Here is an 18,756-nt window from a genome sequence, read left to right on the forward strand (position 1 = left end):
TACCTATCCCTTCAGCCCTTCCATATCCTTATGCTGCGTTGCGTCAACCCGTCACTCGGGTCAGCTAAAGGGCTTGTATGTAAATCTTCGGAGAAGAAATCGTTACGCCCTCGTTCATCTTGTGCTTCGCACAATCATTGCTAGAGACGCAGGCATCAAAGCGCAGATTTACCCGACTGCGCCCGCTCAGGAGCCATTCGTTCATCATGTCTCGCGCGATCGCTTATGATCTGACGCGCCTGTTTCTCGGGCCACTCAGCCTGTCGCCGCGCGGTATAGACCGGGTGGATGTGGCATTGGCCAATCATTTCTTTCCTGACGGAAATTCCAGCAACCTCGGCATTCTGCCTACTCCTTGGGGGATACGGTGCTTCAACGCCGGCATGGTGAGGCGCGGATTAGATCAGCTGCACCGCATTTGGGCCGAACGGATCGATGAGGGTGAAGATCCGCGTTGGGAGGGGTTGGTTGCAGCACTGCGAGGCGAAGTCGTTAACCATCCCGCACCACTGCGGCGCAAGCAATTGTCCACCGCCGGCAAGGCCCGACGCATGTGGGCCCACCTTCGACATACCGGCGTCGCTTTTGGCCAGCCTGTTGCTGCGCTGCCACACGGCTCGATCTATCTGAACATCGGCCAGATCGGATTGGCTGTTCCAGCCTTCCATAGCTGGCTCTCCCGACGCTCGGATGTCACGGCAGCTTTCATGCTTCACGACACGATTCCGCTGGAATACCCACAATTTGTGTCACCATCCGCTGTACAGCATCATGCCCGCATGGTCCGCACGGCGGTTGAACGCGCCGATCTGGTCATCACAACCACCCAGCATGCGCGAGCAAGCATTCTTGGGTCTATGGCGCAAATGGGGCGAGCGGACGTGCCGGTCTATGTGCGCGGGCTACCCTTGCCCGAAGCACTGAGCCAACCGCGTTCTGCCGATCCAGCCTTGGCAGGCCGGCATTATTTCCTGACCTGCTCGACGGTTGAGCCACGCAAAAACCATAGCCTGCTGATTGAAGTGTGGCGGCGGATCTTAAGGCGCCTAGGGAGCCGCGCGCCGCATCTGGTGATCGTCGGGTCATCGGGGCGAAATGCCGAAATGATTCTAGGTGAAATCGCCGCAGACCCAGCCTTATCGCGCCATATCCACCATGTGTCTGGTCTGTCGAGCCCGGCGCTGGGACGGCTGACACTGGGCGCGGCCGCAATGCTGTGCCCCAGTCATGCCGAAGGTTTTGGGCTGTCGGTACTGGAGGGCAACGCATTGGGCGTGCCAACCATCGCATCAGATATTGCCGCCCATCGGGAAATCGCCGATGAGGCAACGCGCTTGCTGCCCGTTAATGATCACGATGCTTGGGAAAGCGCAATTCTGGCCCATGAAACCGGCGAGCTGCGTTGCACGCCCGCAATTCCGCACGCAGTCGGCGAAGCTGCTTATTGCCGGGATATCTCAACTTTCCTCAACCATTTCGCCGAAAGCAAGAGTCAGGCTTCCATGACCGCTTCACCCCATATCGAGATCATGTCATGACAGCTGAGACCCCCGCGCCCAAAACCGCCGACAAGCGCTTTAATGAAAGTTTCGTAGCTGGCTATGAGCGGCGAGCGCTATTAGCTATTGCTCCCCGCCTACCCAAATGGGTCACTCCGGATCAACTGACCGGTTTTGGCGTATTTGGCGCCTTTGTAGTCATGCTCGGTTACATTTTCAGCCGGTGGGACATGGCATGGCTGTGGCTCTCAAATTTTGGACTTGTACTGCATTGGTTCGGAGATTCTCTGGACGGCACCTTGGCCCGTGTGCGCAAAATCGAACGACCTCGTTACGGCTTTTATCTTGATCAGGTGATAGATACGATCGGCAGTCTGACGATTTCCCTTGGAATCGGCTTTTGCCCAGCAGTGCGCATGGACCTTTCCCTGCTGGTTCTGGCAGTGTTCTTCATGTTGTCGATACAGGTCTATGTGCGCAACATCGTCGATCGCGAATTCCATGTTGCGGTGGGCGGTTTGGGGCCCACGGAAATGCGGCTTGGCATTTTCGCTATGAACATCGGCCTTCTGCTGTTCGGACGGTGGATGATCCCGGGCCTGCCCTTTGAGGCGAGCTGGCTCGATGTGACCATGGTGCTGACATGCGTCGGATTGCTAATTTTGTTGATCGTGCAAATGCGCGAGCATTTGAAAAGGCTGGCTGCGGAAGAAGCGCGCGGTTAGTGACGTCTCTGTGACATGGATTTGTCTTGAGCAGCCGATAGGGGTGCATTGCCCATCAGGGTTGCCTTGGTCTGGAACATTCGGGAGTTTTTAATGAAGAGACTAGTGATCGATTTGGATGGAACGATCACCATCGATGAGCCAGGCAAAGGTTATGACGAAAAAACCCCCAATGCAGATGTTGTTGCACGGTTGAGGGAATATCGTGAGGCTGGTTTCGAGATTGTTATTCAAACTGCACGCAACATGCGCACGCATAACAACTCGGTTGGCAAAATCACAGCTCATACCGTTCCTGTGATCATAGAATGGCTAAACCGGCATGATATTCCTTACGACGAAATCCATGTCGGCAAGCCATGGTGTGGCACCGAGGGCTTTTACGTCGATGATCGTGCTATCCGGCCCGATGAGTTCGTTAACATGAGTCGCGAACAGATTGCAGTTCTGCTCGGCGAAGGAGACCCTCAATGAGCCCCGCAGAACTCATTGCCATGCCCCCCGAGCAGCCAGATCAACCTCTGTGGCTCATCCTATCGGGCGCCTATGTCGGTCAGGAACTGGCCATCGAACTGGGCCAGTTACCGCCATCGATGATCCCGGTCGGCCATTCTCGCTTGTATGAAATGCAACTGGACGCCATTGGCCCCGGGCAGCGCGTTTATCTGGCGTTGCCTGCTCAATATCAGCCGCCGATTGAAGACTTGCGCCGCTTACGCGATCGTGGCGTGCAGATCGTCCAGATGCCCGAGGGACTAACCTTGGGTGAGGCGGTGGTCTATGCGTTCAATTACATCGGCGTTAGCGATCACCCGGTCCGGATTCTTCACGGTGACACCTTCGTCCGCGACATACCCGAAGCCATTGATACCATAGCGGTTGCCAGCAGCAGCGATGATTACCAATGGGCCGATGTCGAGGTTAAGGACGGCTTGGTTACCAAGCTCCATACTGCTTCGGCAGGCGCCAACGGCGGGGATAGACTGGTTGCCACCGGATATTTTGCGTGCTCTTCATGCTCGCTTTTGCTCCGTTCGATTGTCCTGTCTCACGGTGATTTCATTGCCGGACTTCAGGAATATAATCGCCAGCGTCCGCTCCAAGCCAGCTCGGTCGAGCAATGGTTGGACTTCGGCCATATTCAGACCTTCTTCCAGTCCCGCCGCTCGGCATCAACCGCCCGAGCATTTAACGATGTACGGATCGGCCAACATGTTGTGCGCAAGTCGAGTGCATCCAACGCTCAGAAAATTCGCGCCGAAACCCGTTGGCTAGCTGATGCACCTCCAGCCTTGCTACCCTTTTGCAGCCGGGTCATTGACAGCGGCGAAGGGCCCGACGGCCCCTTCTACGAAACTGAATACGAATACATGCTCACCCTGTCCGAACTCTATCTGTTCGGCAGCATCGGGCGGACCGGCTGGACTCGCGTGGTCAATGCCTGCGCAGATTTCCTACAGACATGCGCCTCGCTGGAAAGCGGTGCGATGGACAACACCACCTTGCGCCTGCTGACCAACAATATGTTCGGACGGCTGGAGCGATTTGCGCGTGAAACTGGTTTCGATATTGAGGCACCAACCGCGTTGGATGGAAGCCCTCTACCCTCATTGCTCGCCATCGCGGAGCAGGTGCAGGCGCGTATTGACTTGGAAACCCCTCGGCCGCAGCGAGCCATGCACGGCGATTTCTGCTTCAGCAATATTTTCTACAATGCTCGTGCACGTCGGGTGCGTGTTATCGATCCCCGTGGTTTTGCGGAGGAAGGGGTTTTCAGCCATTATGGTGATTCCCGCTACGACATGGCCAAGCTGGCCCATTCTGCAATCGGGCAATATGATCTGATCATTGGCGGCCGGTATCACTGCGAAAGGCAGTCTCCGACCGGTTTCAAGCTGGAGTTCGAAAACACGCCGGGACGACTTTGGCTCAAGGATGCCTTTGGTGAAATCACCGTTCAGGGGCAACGTCTGGCCTGCGATGAAATCCAGGCGATAATGACGGGGCTGTTCCTCTCCATGCTACCGCTGCATTCCGACCGCCCCGATCGTCAGCAAGCCTTTATCGCTAACGCCTTGCGCCTTTTTAAGGAGCGCTCCTGATATGATTATCATCCCCATGGCGGGCCTGTCGCGCCGTTTCACTGAAGCGGGCTATACCCAACCGAAATATATGCTGCCTTTGCATGGCAAGCCGGTGTTCGATCATGCCATCGAAAGCTTTTCTACCTATTTTGCATCACACCCCTTCGTACTGGTGGTGCGCGATGTGATGGATACTCCTGCCTTCGTAACGGAGCGATGCAAAGCGCTTGGCGTTGCGGACTTCCAGGTGATCGCACTGGATGGACCGACCGATGGTCAGGCCGAAACGGTGCAGCTTGGTCTTGATCGCGGCGATTTCGGCGACGAATCAGCACTGACAATTTTTAATATCGACACGTTCCGCCCGGGCTTCACCTTCCCTCAGGCCACCTGGAACCACAATTCGGCCGGCTATCTGGAAGTGTTTCACGGTAGTGGCGAGAATTGGTCCTATGTGAAACCAGCGCCTGAAGGCGATCATCTCGCCAGTGAAGTAGCGGAAAAGCGCCCCATTTCTGACCTGTGCTGCACCGGCTTATATCATTTCGCTAGGGCCGGTGATTTCCGTGCGGCGCTGAAGGCTGAGCGCGCAGCCCCATCGGCAAAGGAGCTGTTTGTTGCACCTTTGTACAATCATCTAATCGCCCAAGGCGGCGCAGTTCATTTTCAGAAAATCGAGCCCACTGAGGTGATATTCTGTGGCATTCCTGCAGAGTATGAAGCCTTGCTGGCTGAGAAAAACTGATAGATCTAGCTATTTTGGTTTGATAATGACCACGCTTGCTCCAACCTCTGCAGCCGAACTGTTTTCGCCACACACCGGCCATCGGCTGAGTATTGTCGTACAAGGCGGTGTCAATGCAAGCAACATCGCCCAAACCGCCAATTATTGCCAGCACTGGCGAGACCTTTTCCCACACGCCGAAATCATTATGGCCATTTCTTCACCGGATACCATCGGAGGCACACGTTCCGATGGCAATCCAGAGGGGCTTATGCTCAATCGGAATGATGGTGGGCTGGCCGAAGCAGCGTTGGGCGTGATAAAAGGTGCCTGCGACAAAGTTGTTCAAGCTGAAGGCGCACTACCTCTCCCCCCAATCAAAACGGATTCGCCTGGCCTCAACAACGTCAATCTCCAAATTGCTGCCGCGCAGGCCGGACTGGCGTTGGCCACAGGCACGCATATTCTGCGTATCCGAAATGATCTGATCTTTGCCGACACCGATTTCGTGACACAATGGCTGAACGGCAACAAATTGGCGCGGGGCACATGTGCAGCGTTGCGGCAAAGAGTGCTAATATCATATCTCTACACGCTTAATCCCTACACCTATGAGCGAATGCCATTCCACTACAGCGATTGGTTCCATTTTGGCTTGGCGCCAGACGTAGCGGATTTGTGGAATGTGCCCTTCATGACCATGGCTCAAGCCATCCATTATAGACATCATTCTTGCGCCGACTATTCAAACTATCAAGAGCGCAGAATGCTGACCCGCTTAGCCGTGGAGCAGCATATCGCTTATTTTGCATTGCGGCACTATTTTCCCGACTTGACGCTAAATTATCACAATGATCTTACTGATGTTAGGCGGTCGATTGATATCCTATGTGATAATTTCATCGTATGTGACCTGCTTGCAGCAAAAAGCGTATTTGATAAATACGCAAACGACTTTGAAAATCCACTCAAAAGACTACATTGTATTCCCCCAGAAGATGGGAGAATGCTGGCTACGTTACCGCCAGCGGCACGTGAACCGGCGCTACTGGAAAGAGCCCGAATCGCCGACAATCCGGCGCTGGCGCCCTTCCCGCGGCATTATCGGGCAACTGCATTGAGTACCCAAACGGGCGAACATGCCCATGGGGTGCTTATGACGATGAGTCGCGCTGGGCTGCTTGCTCACGGTCCATACGACACGTTACCGCGTGGTTCCTTCACTGCGTTAGTTGATTTACGACGCTTTGACGGGAAAGGGCTGCTTGATCTACGGGTGACACTGGGTGGGGGCACAGAGGTGCTCGCTCGACGAAGTGTGGCGTTATGCGATGTGCATGATCAAACCATCGCGATTGATTTCGACATCCATCACGACACAGGCCGATTGTTCGAAGTGGTAGTTGAAGCTCCGGGCGTCCCACTAATTGCTCTTGGCGGTGTGACCGTGGAACGACGACAGCCTGGCGAGGCTAACACCGTCGGCGTGCAGTTGTCCGCCGCCGATCACCCCTTTCAAAGCCAAGTGGGCACGAGTGCTCAGGGGATGCTGCATACCAGCGGGACAGGCGGGCGTCTGTTGTTTGGGCCATACTTGGCCCTCGCAAGGGGTAGCTATACCTTGCGCATCACCATGCCCCAGGGCAATGCTGTAGGCCACAGTTATATTGAAATCCTGGCCGGGGACAGGCATCGACGAATTGCCTGTCGAGGAATTAAGGTAAGTGATCTAGCGACCAGAACAATCGAACTGCCGTTTCTGCTGAGCAATGACGAAGATCAGGTCGAATTTCGTATCACTGTCAACCAAGGGGCAAATTTCACTCTGGATGATGTACAGCTAAGCGGCAAACTTACTGACGGCCCACCTCCTGGGGTTGCCAGGCAAGCCCTCTCTTCATACATTCATCACACTTTTCACACCCTGCGCGGGCTTATCGAGGTCAAATGAGCAACAACACTTCCGCACAGCAGGCTAGCTTATCCGCTAAAAAAGCGTCGCCCAAAGCGCGTACAGCAGTTTTATTCTATGGCATGCTGCGTAATTTCGAGATCGGGGCTAACTCGATCAAGCGGCATATGCTTTACGACGATGAGTGCGATGTCTTCTATTTCGGCCCTCGTGATACCGATAATCCTGACGTCAACTACACCGTTGGCCTGATGGATAAGGACGGATTCTTCATAGAGAATCCTAAGGAAAAATTCCAACACACAGAGCAGGCAGACACCGAGAAATTTCTGGAAATATATAAGCCTTTCATCAAGAAAGCCAGTTTCCACGACATGACGTTTAGCCAATTCGAGGATATCAGCTTAAGCCTTCGTCCGAAAGAGGACTGGTTGATGGGATTGAATCCGGCTCGCATGATTTCCATGTTCTACAACATGGGCGGGGTCATCGACATGGTTCTTAATCATATCGATGGTGAGCTCGATACTTATGACAAGATTATTGTCACACGTACCGATCTAGTCATTTATAGTAGGATTGCCTGTATTTTATCAGGACAAGAGATGCACATCCCCTTCGGCGAAGGGTTCGGCCCGAATGGCGAAAAGCATCGTGGTAATGCATCAACGCTCTACTATAAGAACATGATCACTGGTGACTATTCGCCTGGAGGTAGGACCGCCAATTTCAACGATCAAATTATGGTTATCAAAGGGCAGGATCTCGCAGCCTTGCGGAATCTGTTTCAAACAGTGACAGCCCTGATACGGGATCACGTCCCCCTCTCACCCGAAACCATTCTCTACATCGTATGCAAGAGATGCAATTTTGATATTCATACCCATGATGAATGGCATTATGAGATCTATCGGGATGGCAGAAAGCCAATTCAGTCTGTTCTTGACATACCTGACCTAGAAAAGATCGACAGGTATAATCCTCGACTACGTCAAAGCGAAAATAACACGCCAGCAAAAACAGCAAGTGACATTTTAGGCATAACTCGTGATGAGTTCGCCCGCCTTCGAAAGAGCTTTTTCTTGCGTCCTGTTCTGCTTGGGCGGGAAGTCCGCAGGCTGTCGGATGAAAAGTTGTTAGGATATGTCTTAAGATCGAAAAAAAGGATTGTGGGAATTGTGAAAAAATCGCTGTCAGAAGATTTGTCCCGCCAGGGTATTAGCGTTTTTTCCCTGACGACCAATGATGTTCACAGTCAATGCGCTATGCGGGTTGGTCAGAAGGGTGTCATCATCCCACAGGCAGCCTGCCACGCTCTTTACGGCCCCTATATCCGACTGGAGCCCGGACGATATACTGCAGAGTTTGTGTTTGACGAAATTGAGGGCGACCGTGTTCTAGTCGATGTTACCTCACCTACAAATGCTACAATTGCGGAAGCCCAAATCAAGATCAAAGGCGACAAAGTTATTTCTATCGATTGGGAACTGACCGAAGCACACAACGAAGTAGAAATCCGTCTTTTCGCATTTCCCGGCTTCAAGGGTATCTTTGAATATCTTCTGATCCAGAAAAAATGATCTTCTGATCGGGCCTGAGAGGGCCCGATCTGCACTCTGAAAAGTTACCATTCGTGGCAAGCGAAATTTCAGCGGCTTAGCCAAAGGCAACACTTGCCACGCCGTGACCTTTCCCGACCTTGATCAGACAGCTTCGATCCGAATAGACTTCATCGCAAAGATCGCATTTTTGTCCACCTTTACGATAACCGAAACGTTACTGTTCCTCCCTTCAATCAAGAAATCGGCCGTCAAACCTTCGTCGTTGCGCGAGCAGTCTTTAAGCTTCCGCTTACGGATCGGTAGCAGCGCGCCCGCGCGACGTACCTCCACCGCGCTGTTCCCCAGATTCAATACGTCATCCATAATCATCCGCACAACATAACGTCCAGGCTCCAAATCGACAATTGGAACCCGTGCCAAGTCACCCGCCTTACCATTTGTGTAAAGCCTATTCCTGGCAATCAAGCCGGCCACCGCACCAGCCTCAAGCCAAGGTGCATACCTAATTGAAAGGGCCGGCACAAAAGCCTGATTCGCCTCTACAATGGTCAAAGATCGGACCGACACCCGGGCAAAACCGGCATTATGGACGGCCAATTCAAGATCTTTAACCTCCTCGTTAGCCAGAAACGGGAACGAGATTTTTAGGCTTTCCTCACCAAACCACAGGCATTTCGCAAGCCTCCGCGCTCCACAATCAGCGGTGATGCTAAGTTCTAGCTTCCCCTGCCCTTCTAGATCGCCAAGGACCACGTGCGCCATATAACCGCCTGCGGGCAATTGAGCATAAGGTCCATAGGATACCAATCCATCGCACCCGATTAGGGCGATCCGATCCCCCAGCCTTTCTCCATCCCCAACACTCAATTCAGAGGCGTTCCAAACTCGACCTTCAAATACCGCTGCGGAGAAAGTCGAACCTGCAGAAAGGTCTCGCAGCAAAGCCTTTTCCGTGGCAATCTGCGCATCAGCCACAAAATCGTCATAACCAACAAAATCGGTGGGCAAAAAGCGGCCTGACCAAGCTTCACCTGCGTGCACCTCTTTGGCCAAATCAGGTTGGATTGAGACCATGTGACGTTCGAACTTTCCGTCGATCGCGGCCCACTCCACCACAACATATCGGTCCTCATCTTTCCAGACGAAGACGTTGCGGTCCACGTGGGCGATCTCCTCGATCTGCCCATCACGAATACCAGCAAAATGCCAGCGATCCCCAATCGTGACACTCGAACCTTGGGCCCTTATCTCGCCTTTGTGCAGATGGGCAGTCGGATTCAGATCAGCCCAGCGCAATTCGAGCACCGCAGCGGGCTCGAACCCTTGACTGATATATAGCCGCTCCAGCGCCTTTGGGCGGTCCAACGCAAAACGCGTAGCCTTCGCCTTGTCGCTAAAAAAAGTGTTTGCGTTTTCGAATGCAGGAAAGAGGCAAGGCGCTGACCACCAGACACCGTGCTGAGCGTGAAGAATCCGAGTAATATTTTCAGGATGATAACCTTCACCGCGCATCAACGCGTAATTCAAGTGAAACTGAACAATGTTCATTCGCGCATTGAGCATGTTAAGCGATAAAATATGCTCAGGATTAAAATAAATATCCTCAACTCGTTCTCGAGCATAAGAATAAGTGGTCATATAAACTCGCATGGCATCTGTGCCACCGATCGCAATCTGATCGTTTAAGCCCTGCGAATGAAAACCGCGGGGAACATAGAGAGAATTCCTGTTCAAATCTCCTTCAGCGCTGATCGCACGTAGGATCTCCCACAGCGGTAGTTCGAAAAACACATCTGGCCGCAACTTGATAATAAAATCATAATCTTCACCACTTGCTTCGACTAATTCGAAGCAACGTTCCATGCTATAGAACATCGCCAAACTGCCAATGTCACGGCCCGGACGTACGTTGGGTTCTCGATGCCTGATCCGTGCATCGATTTCCTTGAACATGTGGCGCGGAGGGTGCTCGAAAAGGCTGGCTTTAGGCTGAAGCGACTCAATAATGACCGCCTCGTCAGGATGATGCCATCCGTGCAGATACAAGTCATAGTCGCAGCCCGTTAAGAAGCCGGACAAATGCCTCACTTTATCAAAAGTCAGGGCGGGATTCCGAAACTCCCCTGTTATGCAAATGGCAATTTTCTTACGCAGCCAGGGTATATGCGCCGAGGATACAAAACAGCATATCGATGGTATTTTCAGAAACTCTGTTAAATATTCCGCCGAAATGAAAAAGGGCTCAAGGCGGAAAAATGGGACATGATAGGCATCGAAGAATGGTGCGATCTTCGCAACTTCGGAAGGTCTTAGAGTATAAGTGGCATGATCCGCGCCGAGAAAAGACAAAGGCGCCTTCTTCAAGTCATATCTTTGCGCGATTTCGGGCGAAACCGTGGATCTCCAAGCCTCTTCGAAATCGACAAAATTATATTCCCCTTCATAGTTATTTTGAAGGAAGATATAAATCATGATATTTTCAAAGATAGGCATCGATGGATTGGCGCTAGCCAAGAAAGAATTCAGATCCGATCCGTGCCTCGCCATGAAGGCGTGAACCTTGCTAACATCAAAGAACCAGAAAATCAGTTCCATGTAATTACGGCCAGGGTGATCGCATTCCATAATCGATGAACATTGCGTGGTTACGTTATCAACCAAACTGTTCCGCCACTCATCGCCACGACGATCAGTTTTCGTGTAAAATACATAAGGGTTAGCTGCGTAGGTTTGTACCAAATCAGCAATAGAGAAAGATTTCACGAATAGCGTTTCGCTATCTAGAACAATGGCCCACTGGGTGGCGGAATGCAAAAGTCCGCCGAATTTTTTAATGGACTGGAATGTAAATTTTCCAACACGTGAAAGAAATCGCGAGGGACGCTCGTTTATGTTGAAAATTTCCAGCGAATGCTCAGTCGTCACAGTTCGAACGTTAAGTTCGGGAAACTGTAACGCCATTGTCTCGATATGAAGAACGTTATGGCTTTCGACAACGACAATGATGTCGAGAAGATTTTTATCGGCGCAATATAGATTGATCGATTCGATAAAATCATGAAACCGCGAAAAATGTCGCTCATAAGTCGGAACGGTGATTGTGTAGCGACCGTGATCCAAGGGTTTTGCGAACTCAGACATAAATCTTTTCTCCTGGAAGCGCGGTCCGCACTTCCAAATGATCGAAACCCGGCCCGACCATGCCGCGCTTAACCGACAACTTTCATCAAAGTCGGCAACGGCATGACCGGTGCTCTTGCATCATTTCACTTTAAAGACTGTGCTCTTTCACACCTGCCCACAGCAACCACCCGATGGCATAGGCAAAGAACAACGCCGCAAAGACGGTGAACACCGTCTGGCCACGCTTAGGAAATTCCGATCTAACTGGTAGGTTAGGTTGAACCACCCGGATAAGATACAATTGCTTACGCTTCGCTTCAGCCTTGGCTTGCTCAAGCCTGACTGCTGCAGCGGCATATACCTTGGCAACCTGCTCACGCTGGATCACCAACTCCTCATAGCTGCTCAAGCGCTGCGCTACCGAATGTCCAGGTCCGGCGATCTTGGCACTCTGGCCTGCGACCTGCGCTTCCAGCGCGGCCACTTGGCGTGACATGGCTTGATATTGCGGACTATTATGGCTGATCACACCGCTCATGGCCTGAAGCCGCGCGCGTGCTTCCACCAAGCTCGCAGTCAAGCCTGTTACCATCGAAAGCTGTGCCTTACCCGTACTTTCAGGATCAACGTCGCTTTCGCCTCGGCGATAGCTCGTCATTCGGGTCTGAACGTCGGTCAACTGCTGGCTGGCCACGTCCAATTCCCGCTGCGAACTGGAAACATTGTCCTTGTAAGTACGCTCATTAATCGCGTTAATCTGATCTTCGCCCATTTTTAACAATTGGCCAGCAATGCGATAGGAATCGTCCTGACGGAAGGTGTGCACAGTCATATGGACAATACCCGTGGTCCCGTCCTGCTCGACATTCACATGGCTGCGATAATATTTCAGTAGTCGTTCCGGTGCTGGATTGGCCCACCAAAGGCGGCTGACCCAGTCCGTTCCGCTGCGACGGAACACATCGGTCAAATTGTCCTCTGCCTGTAACCGAGCCACCGCGTCGTGCGAAAGCAGGTACTCTTGCACCACGTAGGCATCCGAACTGGTTTGATTGCCACCCAAGCTAAAGCCCAGCAACTGACCGACATCAGCACCTGCGGATGGGCTTTCCGATCGACGCACGACAAAGTCGGCGCTGCTCTCATATTGATTGGACGCAACGAGCCCATAATAGAGCGCAACGATTACCGTCGGTAAGATAACTAGGGTGAAAAACACCCGATTAGCCCAAACCATGCTGCGCAAGCGCGCCCAGACGGTATGCCGCTGATCACCATTTTGAGCATTGGGGAAGACTATACCGTGCACATGAATTCTTTCAGCTTCGAGTCAAATTAGCAATTGGTCGCCTGAAAAAAGGCGACGTCAGGGAACATGAATATACTTACGCACGCGCCTGATCTCTAATAGCCCCCAATAACTGGCCAAGGTGGCGACCGTCACCACATACCAGGGGAATATATAAGTGGAGGGAGCCTGCTGGAATTGGCCATAACGCGCCATTTCGAACACGCTCATCATTGGGTTCCATGCCATGTAAGGCCGGGTCCACGCCGGAAGGATCGACATGGTGATAAAAGCGCCGCTGATCGGCAAGGCAAAATAGGACATTGGCGCAACCAAGCGTCCCATCAGTGGGCTGCGATAGGCATAGGATGATACAATCAGCGTCATTCCAAAGGCGAACCAAGCGAATAACAGAATTGCCCCGATCAGATAGATCGGTCGAGCGGGGAAATCAGCAACGCCAATCATGATTCCGGCGCTTTGCAGAAAAACTAGCGCCGACAGGCACCCGATCGTTTCCACCAATGACTTAGACAGCATGATATCAAACGGGCTGATCATCCCATGGTACATCAGCGTTTCCGAGGAATGCAGTGCGCTTTCTCCTCGGTTGAATGTATTGCGGAAAATGATGTAGATACTGTAACCAGTGAGCATGAACGTATAAGGGCTCATGCCTCCATCACTCTTGCCCGCGACCACCGAATGCAGCATCGTAATCACTGACGCCAGCATCATAGGCTCGGCGATCACCCATAGATAGCCGATATTGTCGCGCCCAAAGCGCTGTTGCAACTCACGGATCGACAGAGCGCGGATCACCGATGCTTGGGTAGACAAGCCGCTCCACAGAATATCCAGCCAGGATCGAGACATTGGCTTGTTCATACTATTGCCTTTGCACGATCAGAATGAAGCTGGCAACGCGATCCTCATCAAGAGCCAAATCGTTCGGAGCGGCAAAAGCCAAGGGCGCAACCGAAAAGCCTTTACCAATCAGACGCAACGCCCATTGCCCGATCTCATTGCGCGTTAGTTCACGATGATCCGCTGCAGTCTGACTACTCAAAAGCGCGTCACTTGACCGATATGAGAGACCGATAGCCGCCATGCCGCCAACTTTCAGGTGTCCCAAGGCTCCTTCCATCTGCTCCCACCGCTTCTGGGGATCGGCGTTCATCTCACCGCCTTGGGGCCACAGCAGAAAGTCTACAAAGTCATCGGGTGCTACTTGCTCAGCCAAAATGCCAGCATCTTCAATCTGCTGCAAAATAAAAGGTTTCGTGGCCAACTGAGCCCGCGCAGCATCACTAACCGGTCCAATCACCAAACCATGAAGGCCGCTGAGCACTACGCCATAGGCGGACAACGAGGCGAGACAAGCCTGCTCGCGCCACTGCGTCATAAGGACAGGCAAACTTAAAATAGCGATACCATTTTGCTCCCCCATCGCAACCAGTTGCGCCACGGTGCAATCCTGTGACACTGGCTCCTGCAGAGTGATCCGGCCAAAGTGAATCAGCGCATTGGCAGGCCGAGCATCCTTCATCACCGAATCGGCTGCCAGTGCCGAGCGCGGTGGTTCAATGAAGGCACCTACATCTTCACCTTCGTATTCGTGCAACTCGACCTTCACATGGGCGGCTTCGATGTCAGTATCCTCGGAAAAATAGCCATAGAAGGCATAAACTACACCGCGTAGCGCCGTGAAACGGGCTTCCACGCTCACATCCCCGTCACGCTCCTCCAACGCAAGGCGAGCGCCAGCGACCAGGCTGATCTGTACATCGTCGGGCGGCCGGAAGGCGTGGACCCGGAGCGTAAGCTCACCATGGGACGCCTTGACGCCATCCAGATGTATGACATAGCGGGCCGGGCCGGGCCGAACGTCGTTGTACATTGTATGAAAACAATAACGCGGGTCAGGCGATCGGCGCCTACCGCCAAATCCATGAATGGCGCTGGCGTGATCGGGCCAATAACTGAATGCCTCGACTTCCCGCATCATCGCTGTAACATCAACATAATATCCTCATTCGGGTCTGCTGCCAACACCTCAGCCTCAGCCATGCCAACAAGGCCGAGATAGGGATCAACCCGTGCCAGCGAGAACCCCGGCGCGAGAAGGCGGCCTAGGAACGCGGCCGGATCTTCATACCGCTTCGCGCAGAATTCCAGCAATACGTTTTTGAGCCGCCCTCCATCGAGAAGCCCCTGCATCCCTGCCCAGACCATCTGCTCGGCGCCTTCGACATCGACTTTTGCAAATTCGATGGCCTGCCAATCCACCTGACTGTCAAGCCGGGTACTGGATACGCGAATTTCTCGTCCAACCAGCGCATCAGGCGTGATTGGCTGCCCAGCACCAATTGTGTAGCCGTTCTTTGGCTCCCCCTCTGGCACGACCAGTACGGCCCCGCCGTCCGTCTCGCCCCCCAGCGCCGTGGGATGCACAATCACCCGCGGCCAAAAACCGTTGATTGAGACATTGCGACACAAAAGTTCCGTCATGCGGGGGTTTGGTTCGAAGGCATGCACCCTGCCCTGAGGTCCTACCAGATCCGCCATCACCATTGTAAAGTAACCAAGGTTGGCACCGATATCTGCGACAACCATACCTGGCCGCAGCAGTGAGACGATCGCCTCCGTCACCCACATTTCCCAGAAGCCGTCCAGCATCAGGTGAGGAGCAAGGCCATAATCATGGGTATCGACAAAAAACTTGTAGCGCCCCAGCACACGGCACAGCGACAGATTATCGCCAAGATAGGCGGTTTGTGCCATATTGCGAATCGCAGCCTCAGCGGGACCGCGAGTCAGGCGCGAGAGACCATGGACCGAAATAACGCCGTTTTCATCCCGTACCGGGCCGGCCACAGGCAAAGGCAGCGGCGCAGAACGCCTGAATGAGCGAAAAACCATGCCGGGCTCCTTACCCATCTGCCCCCGGCCGGTAAATATGTGTTGAGCATAGGACCCCTCAGTTTATACGAGTCCGATCCAAAAATTTGCGCAGGGTCAGAATGATCGAATTTCACGGCGTAACCAAAACCTACCACACCCGGGGCCTGAAACGTCGGGTGTTCAGCAACCTTTCCTTTCGAATCGAACCGGGTGACAGTCTGGCGATTTGTGGTGCCAATGGCGCTGGCAAGTCGACGCTGCTACGCTTGATCGCCGGGGTAGAACATCCGACCGGAGGCCATATTCACCGGACCATGCGCACATCATGGCCAATAGGCTTTTCCAGCGCCTTTCAGCCCGGTATGACAGGAGCTGACAATGCGCGCTTCATCGCCCGCATCTATCAGCAAGATGAGCAAGCAGTCCTTGATTATGTCAACGATTTCGCGCAGCTTGGCGTTTATATGAACCAGATGGTCAGCACCTATTCCTCGGGAATGGTGTCACGGCTTGCGTTTGGTGTATCGTTGGCGATTAATTTCGACTGCTATCTTGTCGATGAGGTCGCAGCCGCGGGTGATGTGCGCTTCCGTCGTCGCAGTGAGGAAGAGCTCATGAAACGCCGCGACAGCGGCACCCTCATCATGACCTCACACGATCCGTATATGCTGGAGCAATATTGCACGCGCGGTGCAGTGCTGTACAGCGGAGCGCTGGTGTTTTTCGATACGGTAGCTGAGGCATGCGAGGTGCATCATGCCCTGCAGATGCGCCAGCACTAAAGCCTTCTCTCTCCGCCTTTGATCAACACCAAGTCGTACTGCCGCTGTGCGTTAGCCAGTTCCACCCATTCGGCTCGACTCAATTCATGGGTCGAGCCATCTTCGTTGAGCAAGGTCACCGCAAAGCCGTAATGGGCAAAATCCTCCAAGAGAGCGAGCGGGTCGCTGCCGCGATCGCGATAGCTAACAGGGGAATACTCCAGAATGATCGCGAGCTTATCCTTCTCCCGCACCCAGGCCTTCATCCCCTCCCACAGCTCAACCTCAAAGCCCTCAACATCAATCTTAATCGCATCCGGACTACAAGCGCGATGAATCTCCGCAGCCAACTGCTCCAAAGCGGCGGGTAAAGTCGCCATGGCGACCTCCTCATAGTCCACGATCAACTCATTGCCGGTTAGCGTGGCCGACCCTGTCAGATGTTCAAACTTGCCCAAGCGCACGCGATCTTCTCGATCGCCGATTGCCAAGCCTTTTGCATGAACGAAAGCCCCCATATTGTTGGCGCTGATACTGCGTTTGAACAATTGAAGTGGGCGTTGCTGGGGTTCGAAGCCCACGACCAGCCCATTCGCTCCAACATGCCGGGCAACCATCAGGGCATGAAAACCAATGTTGGCACCGATATCCACGAAACATTCGCCAGCCCGCAGATTCTGTGTCAGCCAACGGCCAATCGCCGGTTCCCAAGCCCTATCGCGTAACAAACTAGGAGTGAGACTCGCATCGCGACCATCAAGATAGAGAAACATCCCATCAGGCCCACCCATCACTATCGTATCATCGCCTACATATTGGGCGAAAGAACGCTGCTCATGGTGCAGAATCTCCGCCAAAAAGCGGCGCAACCTATTTTTCAGATCAAGCAGCGCCACACCCAATCCTCGCCTCCACACACACGATAATCTGATTTTGAAGGGCGCTGATAGAGAAACGCTCTAGGTTCAAGCAAGAGGTAAGTGACATCTGAAAGACGTCACCTAGATCAAGACCAGCCCCTCGCCATTTCACCAAGGGATTTTACGTACTTTGAGACCACTGCTGCCACTGCATTGCGCAGCCATCCAAGCCAAAGGACGCTTCAGCACACCGTGATATTATGCAGGAGGATACCAAAAGGATTTTCGCACGGCAGGCAGACTATCAATTTTAGCCGCAATCAGAAATTCCCTTAGGGGTAGTTACTTATGGCCTAGAATAGCGCCAACAACCGGGTTTGCGGCCGCCCCCGAAGCGCCGCTCGTCGTTGACGAGGCCACGAAGGTACCTCCCAATTCCTGGGCAGCAGGGCCAAAGAACAACCCGCCAATGGGGCCGCTGTAGGAGTTGCTTCCTACTGTCAAGTTGACCGCACCAGAAAAGCCGTTGCCAGCACTGGCCAAGGTGCCTGTGGACTGGAAAGTCCCTGAGGCGCTGGTATGACTAATCCCATCACCACCATTATAACTGGCCATCTGGGTGATGTTTCCAGAAAAATTGTAGCTGCCGGATCCAAAATTCACGCTACCCGTACCAGTTCCCAGATAGGTGCCCATCAGATCGAGCGCATAAGTTGCGCTGCCGGTGCGCGGTATCGCGGAAGTAGGTGTCGGCATGCCGAACACAGCTACATCATCGCTCACGTTTGTTGTGAGTGGAACGATAGAACTTGCGTACGAATGAACAGAAGCGAAGGCGGCGTAACTATAAACAAAAGGTCCATTGCCTGTATGCGTGACAACATAAATGCTACTACCAGAATTCGCGGTGCCCGAAAAGCTGCTCCCATAACTCACCTCTGTCGGGTCGCTCGTTCCTGACTTGAATTGGGTGCTCCGCGCTGTTGAAATCAAGCTGTAGGTATTGCTGGCCGCATCATAGGATATATAAGAGCCCGCGGTTGACGGGATGGAAACGAAATTGCCACCCTGCATCGCTGCTCCAAAGGATGTGCTGCCTGACAATCCGGTGGGTGTAACCGGTGTCGGTGTCGGTGTGCTGCCAGTGCCGCCGGGAGCAGTGGTGGATACACTATTGACCCCACTGCCGCCATCGCTGCCGCATCCAGCCAAAGCGAGAAGAGCGAAACAGCCCAAAGAGCGCCCCAAATTCAACACGAATTTCATGCCTAACTCCGGCCTATCATAAATTTGCAGCGATTTTTAGCTCACCCA

Annotated in this window: 15 protein-coding genes; 8 read left to right on the forward strand and 7 right to left on the reverse strand. The window is 53.2% G+C overall.

Features of this window, described 5'->3' with window-relative positions:
- Positions 1 to 206: 206 nt before the first annotated feature.
- The 7 genes from HGK27_RS23120 to HGK27_RS23150 all read left to right on the forward strand — a co-directional run bounded on the left by HGK27_RS23120 (position 207) and on the right by HGK27_RS23150 (position 8,524).
- Positions 207 to 1,538, forward strand: a complete 1,332-nt coding sequence (locus tag HGK27_RS23120; RefSeq protein ID WP_206245237.1) for a glycosyltransferase — start codon at positions 207 to 209, stop codon at positions 1,536 to 1,538.
- Entirely contained in the window at positions 1,535 to 2,224 is a 690-nt protein-coding gene (locus tag HGK27_RS23125) for a CDP-alcohol phosphatidyltransferase family protein (protein ID WP_206245238.1), read from the forward strand. The genes HGK27_RS23120 and HGK27_RS23125 overlap by 4 nt, the downstream gene beginning before the upstream one ends.
- A gap of 93 nt (positions 2,225 to 2,317) precedes the next feature.
- Positions 2,318 to 2,698, forward strand: coding sequence for an HAD family hydrolase (locus HGK27_RS23130; protein WP_206245239.1), 381 nt, complete (start codon positions 2,318 to 2,320; stop codon positions 2,696 to 2,698).
- Positions 2,695 to 4,326, forward strand: a complete 1,632-nt coding sequence (locus tag HGK27_RS23135; RefSeq protein ID WP_206245240.1) for a phosphotransferase — start codon at positions 2,695 to 2,697, stop codon at positions 4,324 to 4,326. The genes HGK27_RS23130 and HGK27_RS23135 overlap by 4 nt, the downstream gene beginning before the upstream one ends.
- A 1-nt stretch (position 4,327) precedes the next feature.
- Positions 4,328 to 5,053, forward strand: a complete 726-nt coding sequence (locus HGK27_RS23140; protein ID WP_206245241.1) for a glycosyltransferase family 2 protein — start codon at positions 4,328 to 4,330, stop codon at positions 5,051 to 5,053.
- 25 nt (positions 5,054 to 5,078) lie between these two features.
- Entirely contained in the window at positions 5,079 to 6,983 is a 1,905-nt protein-coding gene (locus HGK27_RS23145) for a WavE lipopolysaccharide synthesis family protein (RefSeq protein WP_206245242.1), read from the forward strand.
- On the forward strand, positions 6,980 to 8,524 hold the full coding sequence (locus HGK27_RS23150) for a hypothetical protein (RefSeq protein ID WP_206245243.1): 1,545 nt from the start codon (positions 6,980 to 6,982) through the stop codon (positions 8,522 to 8,524). The genes HGK27_RS23145 and HGK27_RS23150 overlap by 4 nt, the downstream gene beginning before the upstream one ends.
- A gap of 123 nt (positions 8,525 to 8,647) precedes the next feature.
- On the opposite strand, the gene HGK27_RS23155 is transcribed toward HGK27_RS23150, so the two are convergent.
- The 5 genes from HGK27_RS23155 to HGK27_RS23175 all read right to left on the reverse strand — a co-directional run bounded on the left by HGK27_RS23155 (position 8,648) and on the right by HGK27_RS23175 (position 15,839).
- Positions 8,648 to 11,647: a hypothetical protein gene (locus HGK27_RS23155; protein ID WP_206245244.1), complete on the reverse strand. Its 3,000-nt coding sequence runs from the start codon at positions 11,645 to 11,647 to the stop codon at positions 8,648 to 8,650.
- 130 nt (positions 11,648 to 11,777) lie between these two features.
- Positions 11,778 to 12,938 carry a lipopolysaccharide biosynthesis protein gene (locus HGK27_RS23160; RefSeq protein WP_206245245.1) on the reverse strand — a complete coding sequence of 387 codons (1,161 nt, stop codon included), beginning with the start codon at positions 12,936 to 12,938 and terminating at the stop codon, positions 11,778 to 11,780.
- 57 nt (positions 12,939 to 12,995) lie between these two features.
- Positions 12,996 to 13,805, reverse strand: a complete 810-nt coding sequence (locus tag HGK27_RS23165) for an ABC transporter permease (RefSeq protein ID WP_206245246.1) — start codon at positions 13,803 to 13,805, stop codon at positions 12,996 to 12,998.
- A 1-nt stretch (position 13,806) separates the two neighbouring features.
- Complete coding sequence (locus tag HGK27_RS23170) at positions 13,807 to 14,925, reverse strand: hypothetical protein (RefSeq protein WP_241127779.1); 1,119 nt, start codon at positions 14,923 to 14,925, stop codon at positions 13,807 to 13,809.
- A complete protein-coding gene (locus tag HGK27_RS23175) occupies positions 14,922 to 15,839 on the reverse strand; it encodes an FkbM family methyltransferase (RefSeq protein WP_206245247.1) in 918 nt (305 codons plus the stop codon). Before HGK27_RS23175 ends, HGK27_RS23170 begins: the two co-directional genes overlap by 4 nt.
- 101 nt (positions 15,840 to 15,940) lie before the next feature.
- Here HGK27_RS23175 and HGK27_RS23180 point away from each other — a divergent pair, with 101 nt between their 5' ends.
- A complete protein-coding gene (locus tag HGK27_RS23180; RefSeq protein ID WP_206245248.1) occupies positions 15,941 to 16,603 on the forward strand; it encodes an ABC transporter ATP-binding protein in 663 nt (220 codons plus the stop codon).
- Here HGK27_RS23180 and HGK27_RS23185 read toward each other — a convergent pair.
- On the reverse strand, positions 16,600 to 17,478 hold the full coding sequence (locus tag HGK27_RS23185) for an FkbM family methyltransferase (RefSeq protein WP_206245249.1): 879 nt from the start codon (positions 17,476 to 17,478) through the stop codon (positions 16,600 to 16,602). The genes HGK27_RS23180 and HGK27_RS23185 overlap by 4 nt on opposite strands.
- Before the next feature lie 306 nt (positions 17,479 to 17,784).
- A complete protein-coding gene (locus tag HGK27_RS23190) occupies positions 17,785 to 18,708 on the reverse strand; it encodes a HupA family protein (protein WP_206245250.1) in 924 nt (307 codons plus the stop codon).
- Positions 18,709 to 18,756 lie beyond the last annotated feature (48 nt).

The sequence above is a fragment of the Novosphingobium terrae genome, assembly GCF_017163935.1.
Classification (GTDB): domain Bacteria; phylum Pseudomonadota; class Alphaproteobacteria; order Sphingomonadales; family Sphingomonadaceae; genus Novosphingobium; species Novosphingobium terrae.

Bases quoted from the DNA above. Each gene is read 5' to 3' on its own strand.
- HGK27_RS23120 (WP_206245237.1), top strand. From the start codon at position 207: ATGTCTCGCGCGATCGCTTATGATCTGACGCGCCTGTTTCTCGGGCCA.
- HGK27_RS23125 (WP_206245238.1), top strand. From the start codon at position 1,535: ATGACAGCTGAGACCCCCGCGCCCAAAACCGCCGACAAGCGCTTTAAT.
- HGK27_RS23130 (WP_206245239.1), top strand. From the start codon at position 2,318: ATGAAGAGACTAGTGATCGATTTGGATGGAACGATCACCATCGATGAG.
- HGK27_RS23135 (WP_206245240.1), top strand. From the start codon at position 2,695: ATGAGCCCCGCAGAACTCATTGCCATGCCCCCCGAGCAGCCAGATCAA.
- HGK27_RS23140 (WP_206245241.1), top strand. From the start codon at position 4,328: ATGATTATCATCCCCATGGCGGGCCTGTCGCGCCGTTTCACTGAAGCG.
- HGK27_RS23145 (WP_206245242.1), top strand. From the start codon at position 5,079: ATGACCACGCTTGCTCCAACCTCTGCAGCCGAACTGTTTTCGCCACAC.
- HGK27_RS23150 (WP_206245243.1), top strand. From the start codon at position 6,980: ATGAGCAACAACACTTCCGCACAGCAGGCTAGCTTATCCGCTAAAAAA.
- HGK27_RS23155 (WP_206245244.1), bottom strand. From the start codon at position 11,647: ATGTCTGAGTTCGCAAAACCCTTGGATCACGGTCGCTACACAATCACC.
- HGK27_RS23165 (WP_206245246.1), bottom strand. From the start codon at position 13,805: ATGAACAAGCCAATGTCTCGATCCTGGCTGGATATTCTGTGGAGCGGC.
- HGK27_RS23170 (WP_241127779.1), bottom strand. From the start codon at position 14,925: ATGATGCGGGAAGTCGAGGCATTCAGTTATTGGCCCGATCACGCCAGC.
- HGK27_RS23175 (WP_206245247.1), bottom strand. From the start codon at position 15,839: ATGGTTTTTCGCTCATTCAGGCGTTCTGCGCCGCTGCCTTTGCCTGTG.
- HGK27_RS23180 (WP_206245248.1), top strand. From the start codon at position 15,941: ATGATCGAATTTCACGGCGTAACCAAAACCTACCACACCCGGGGCCTG.
- HGK27_RS23190 (WP_206245250.1), bottom strand. From the start codon at position 18,708: ATGAAATTCGTGTTGAATTTGGGGCGCTCTTTGGGCTGTTTCGCTCTT.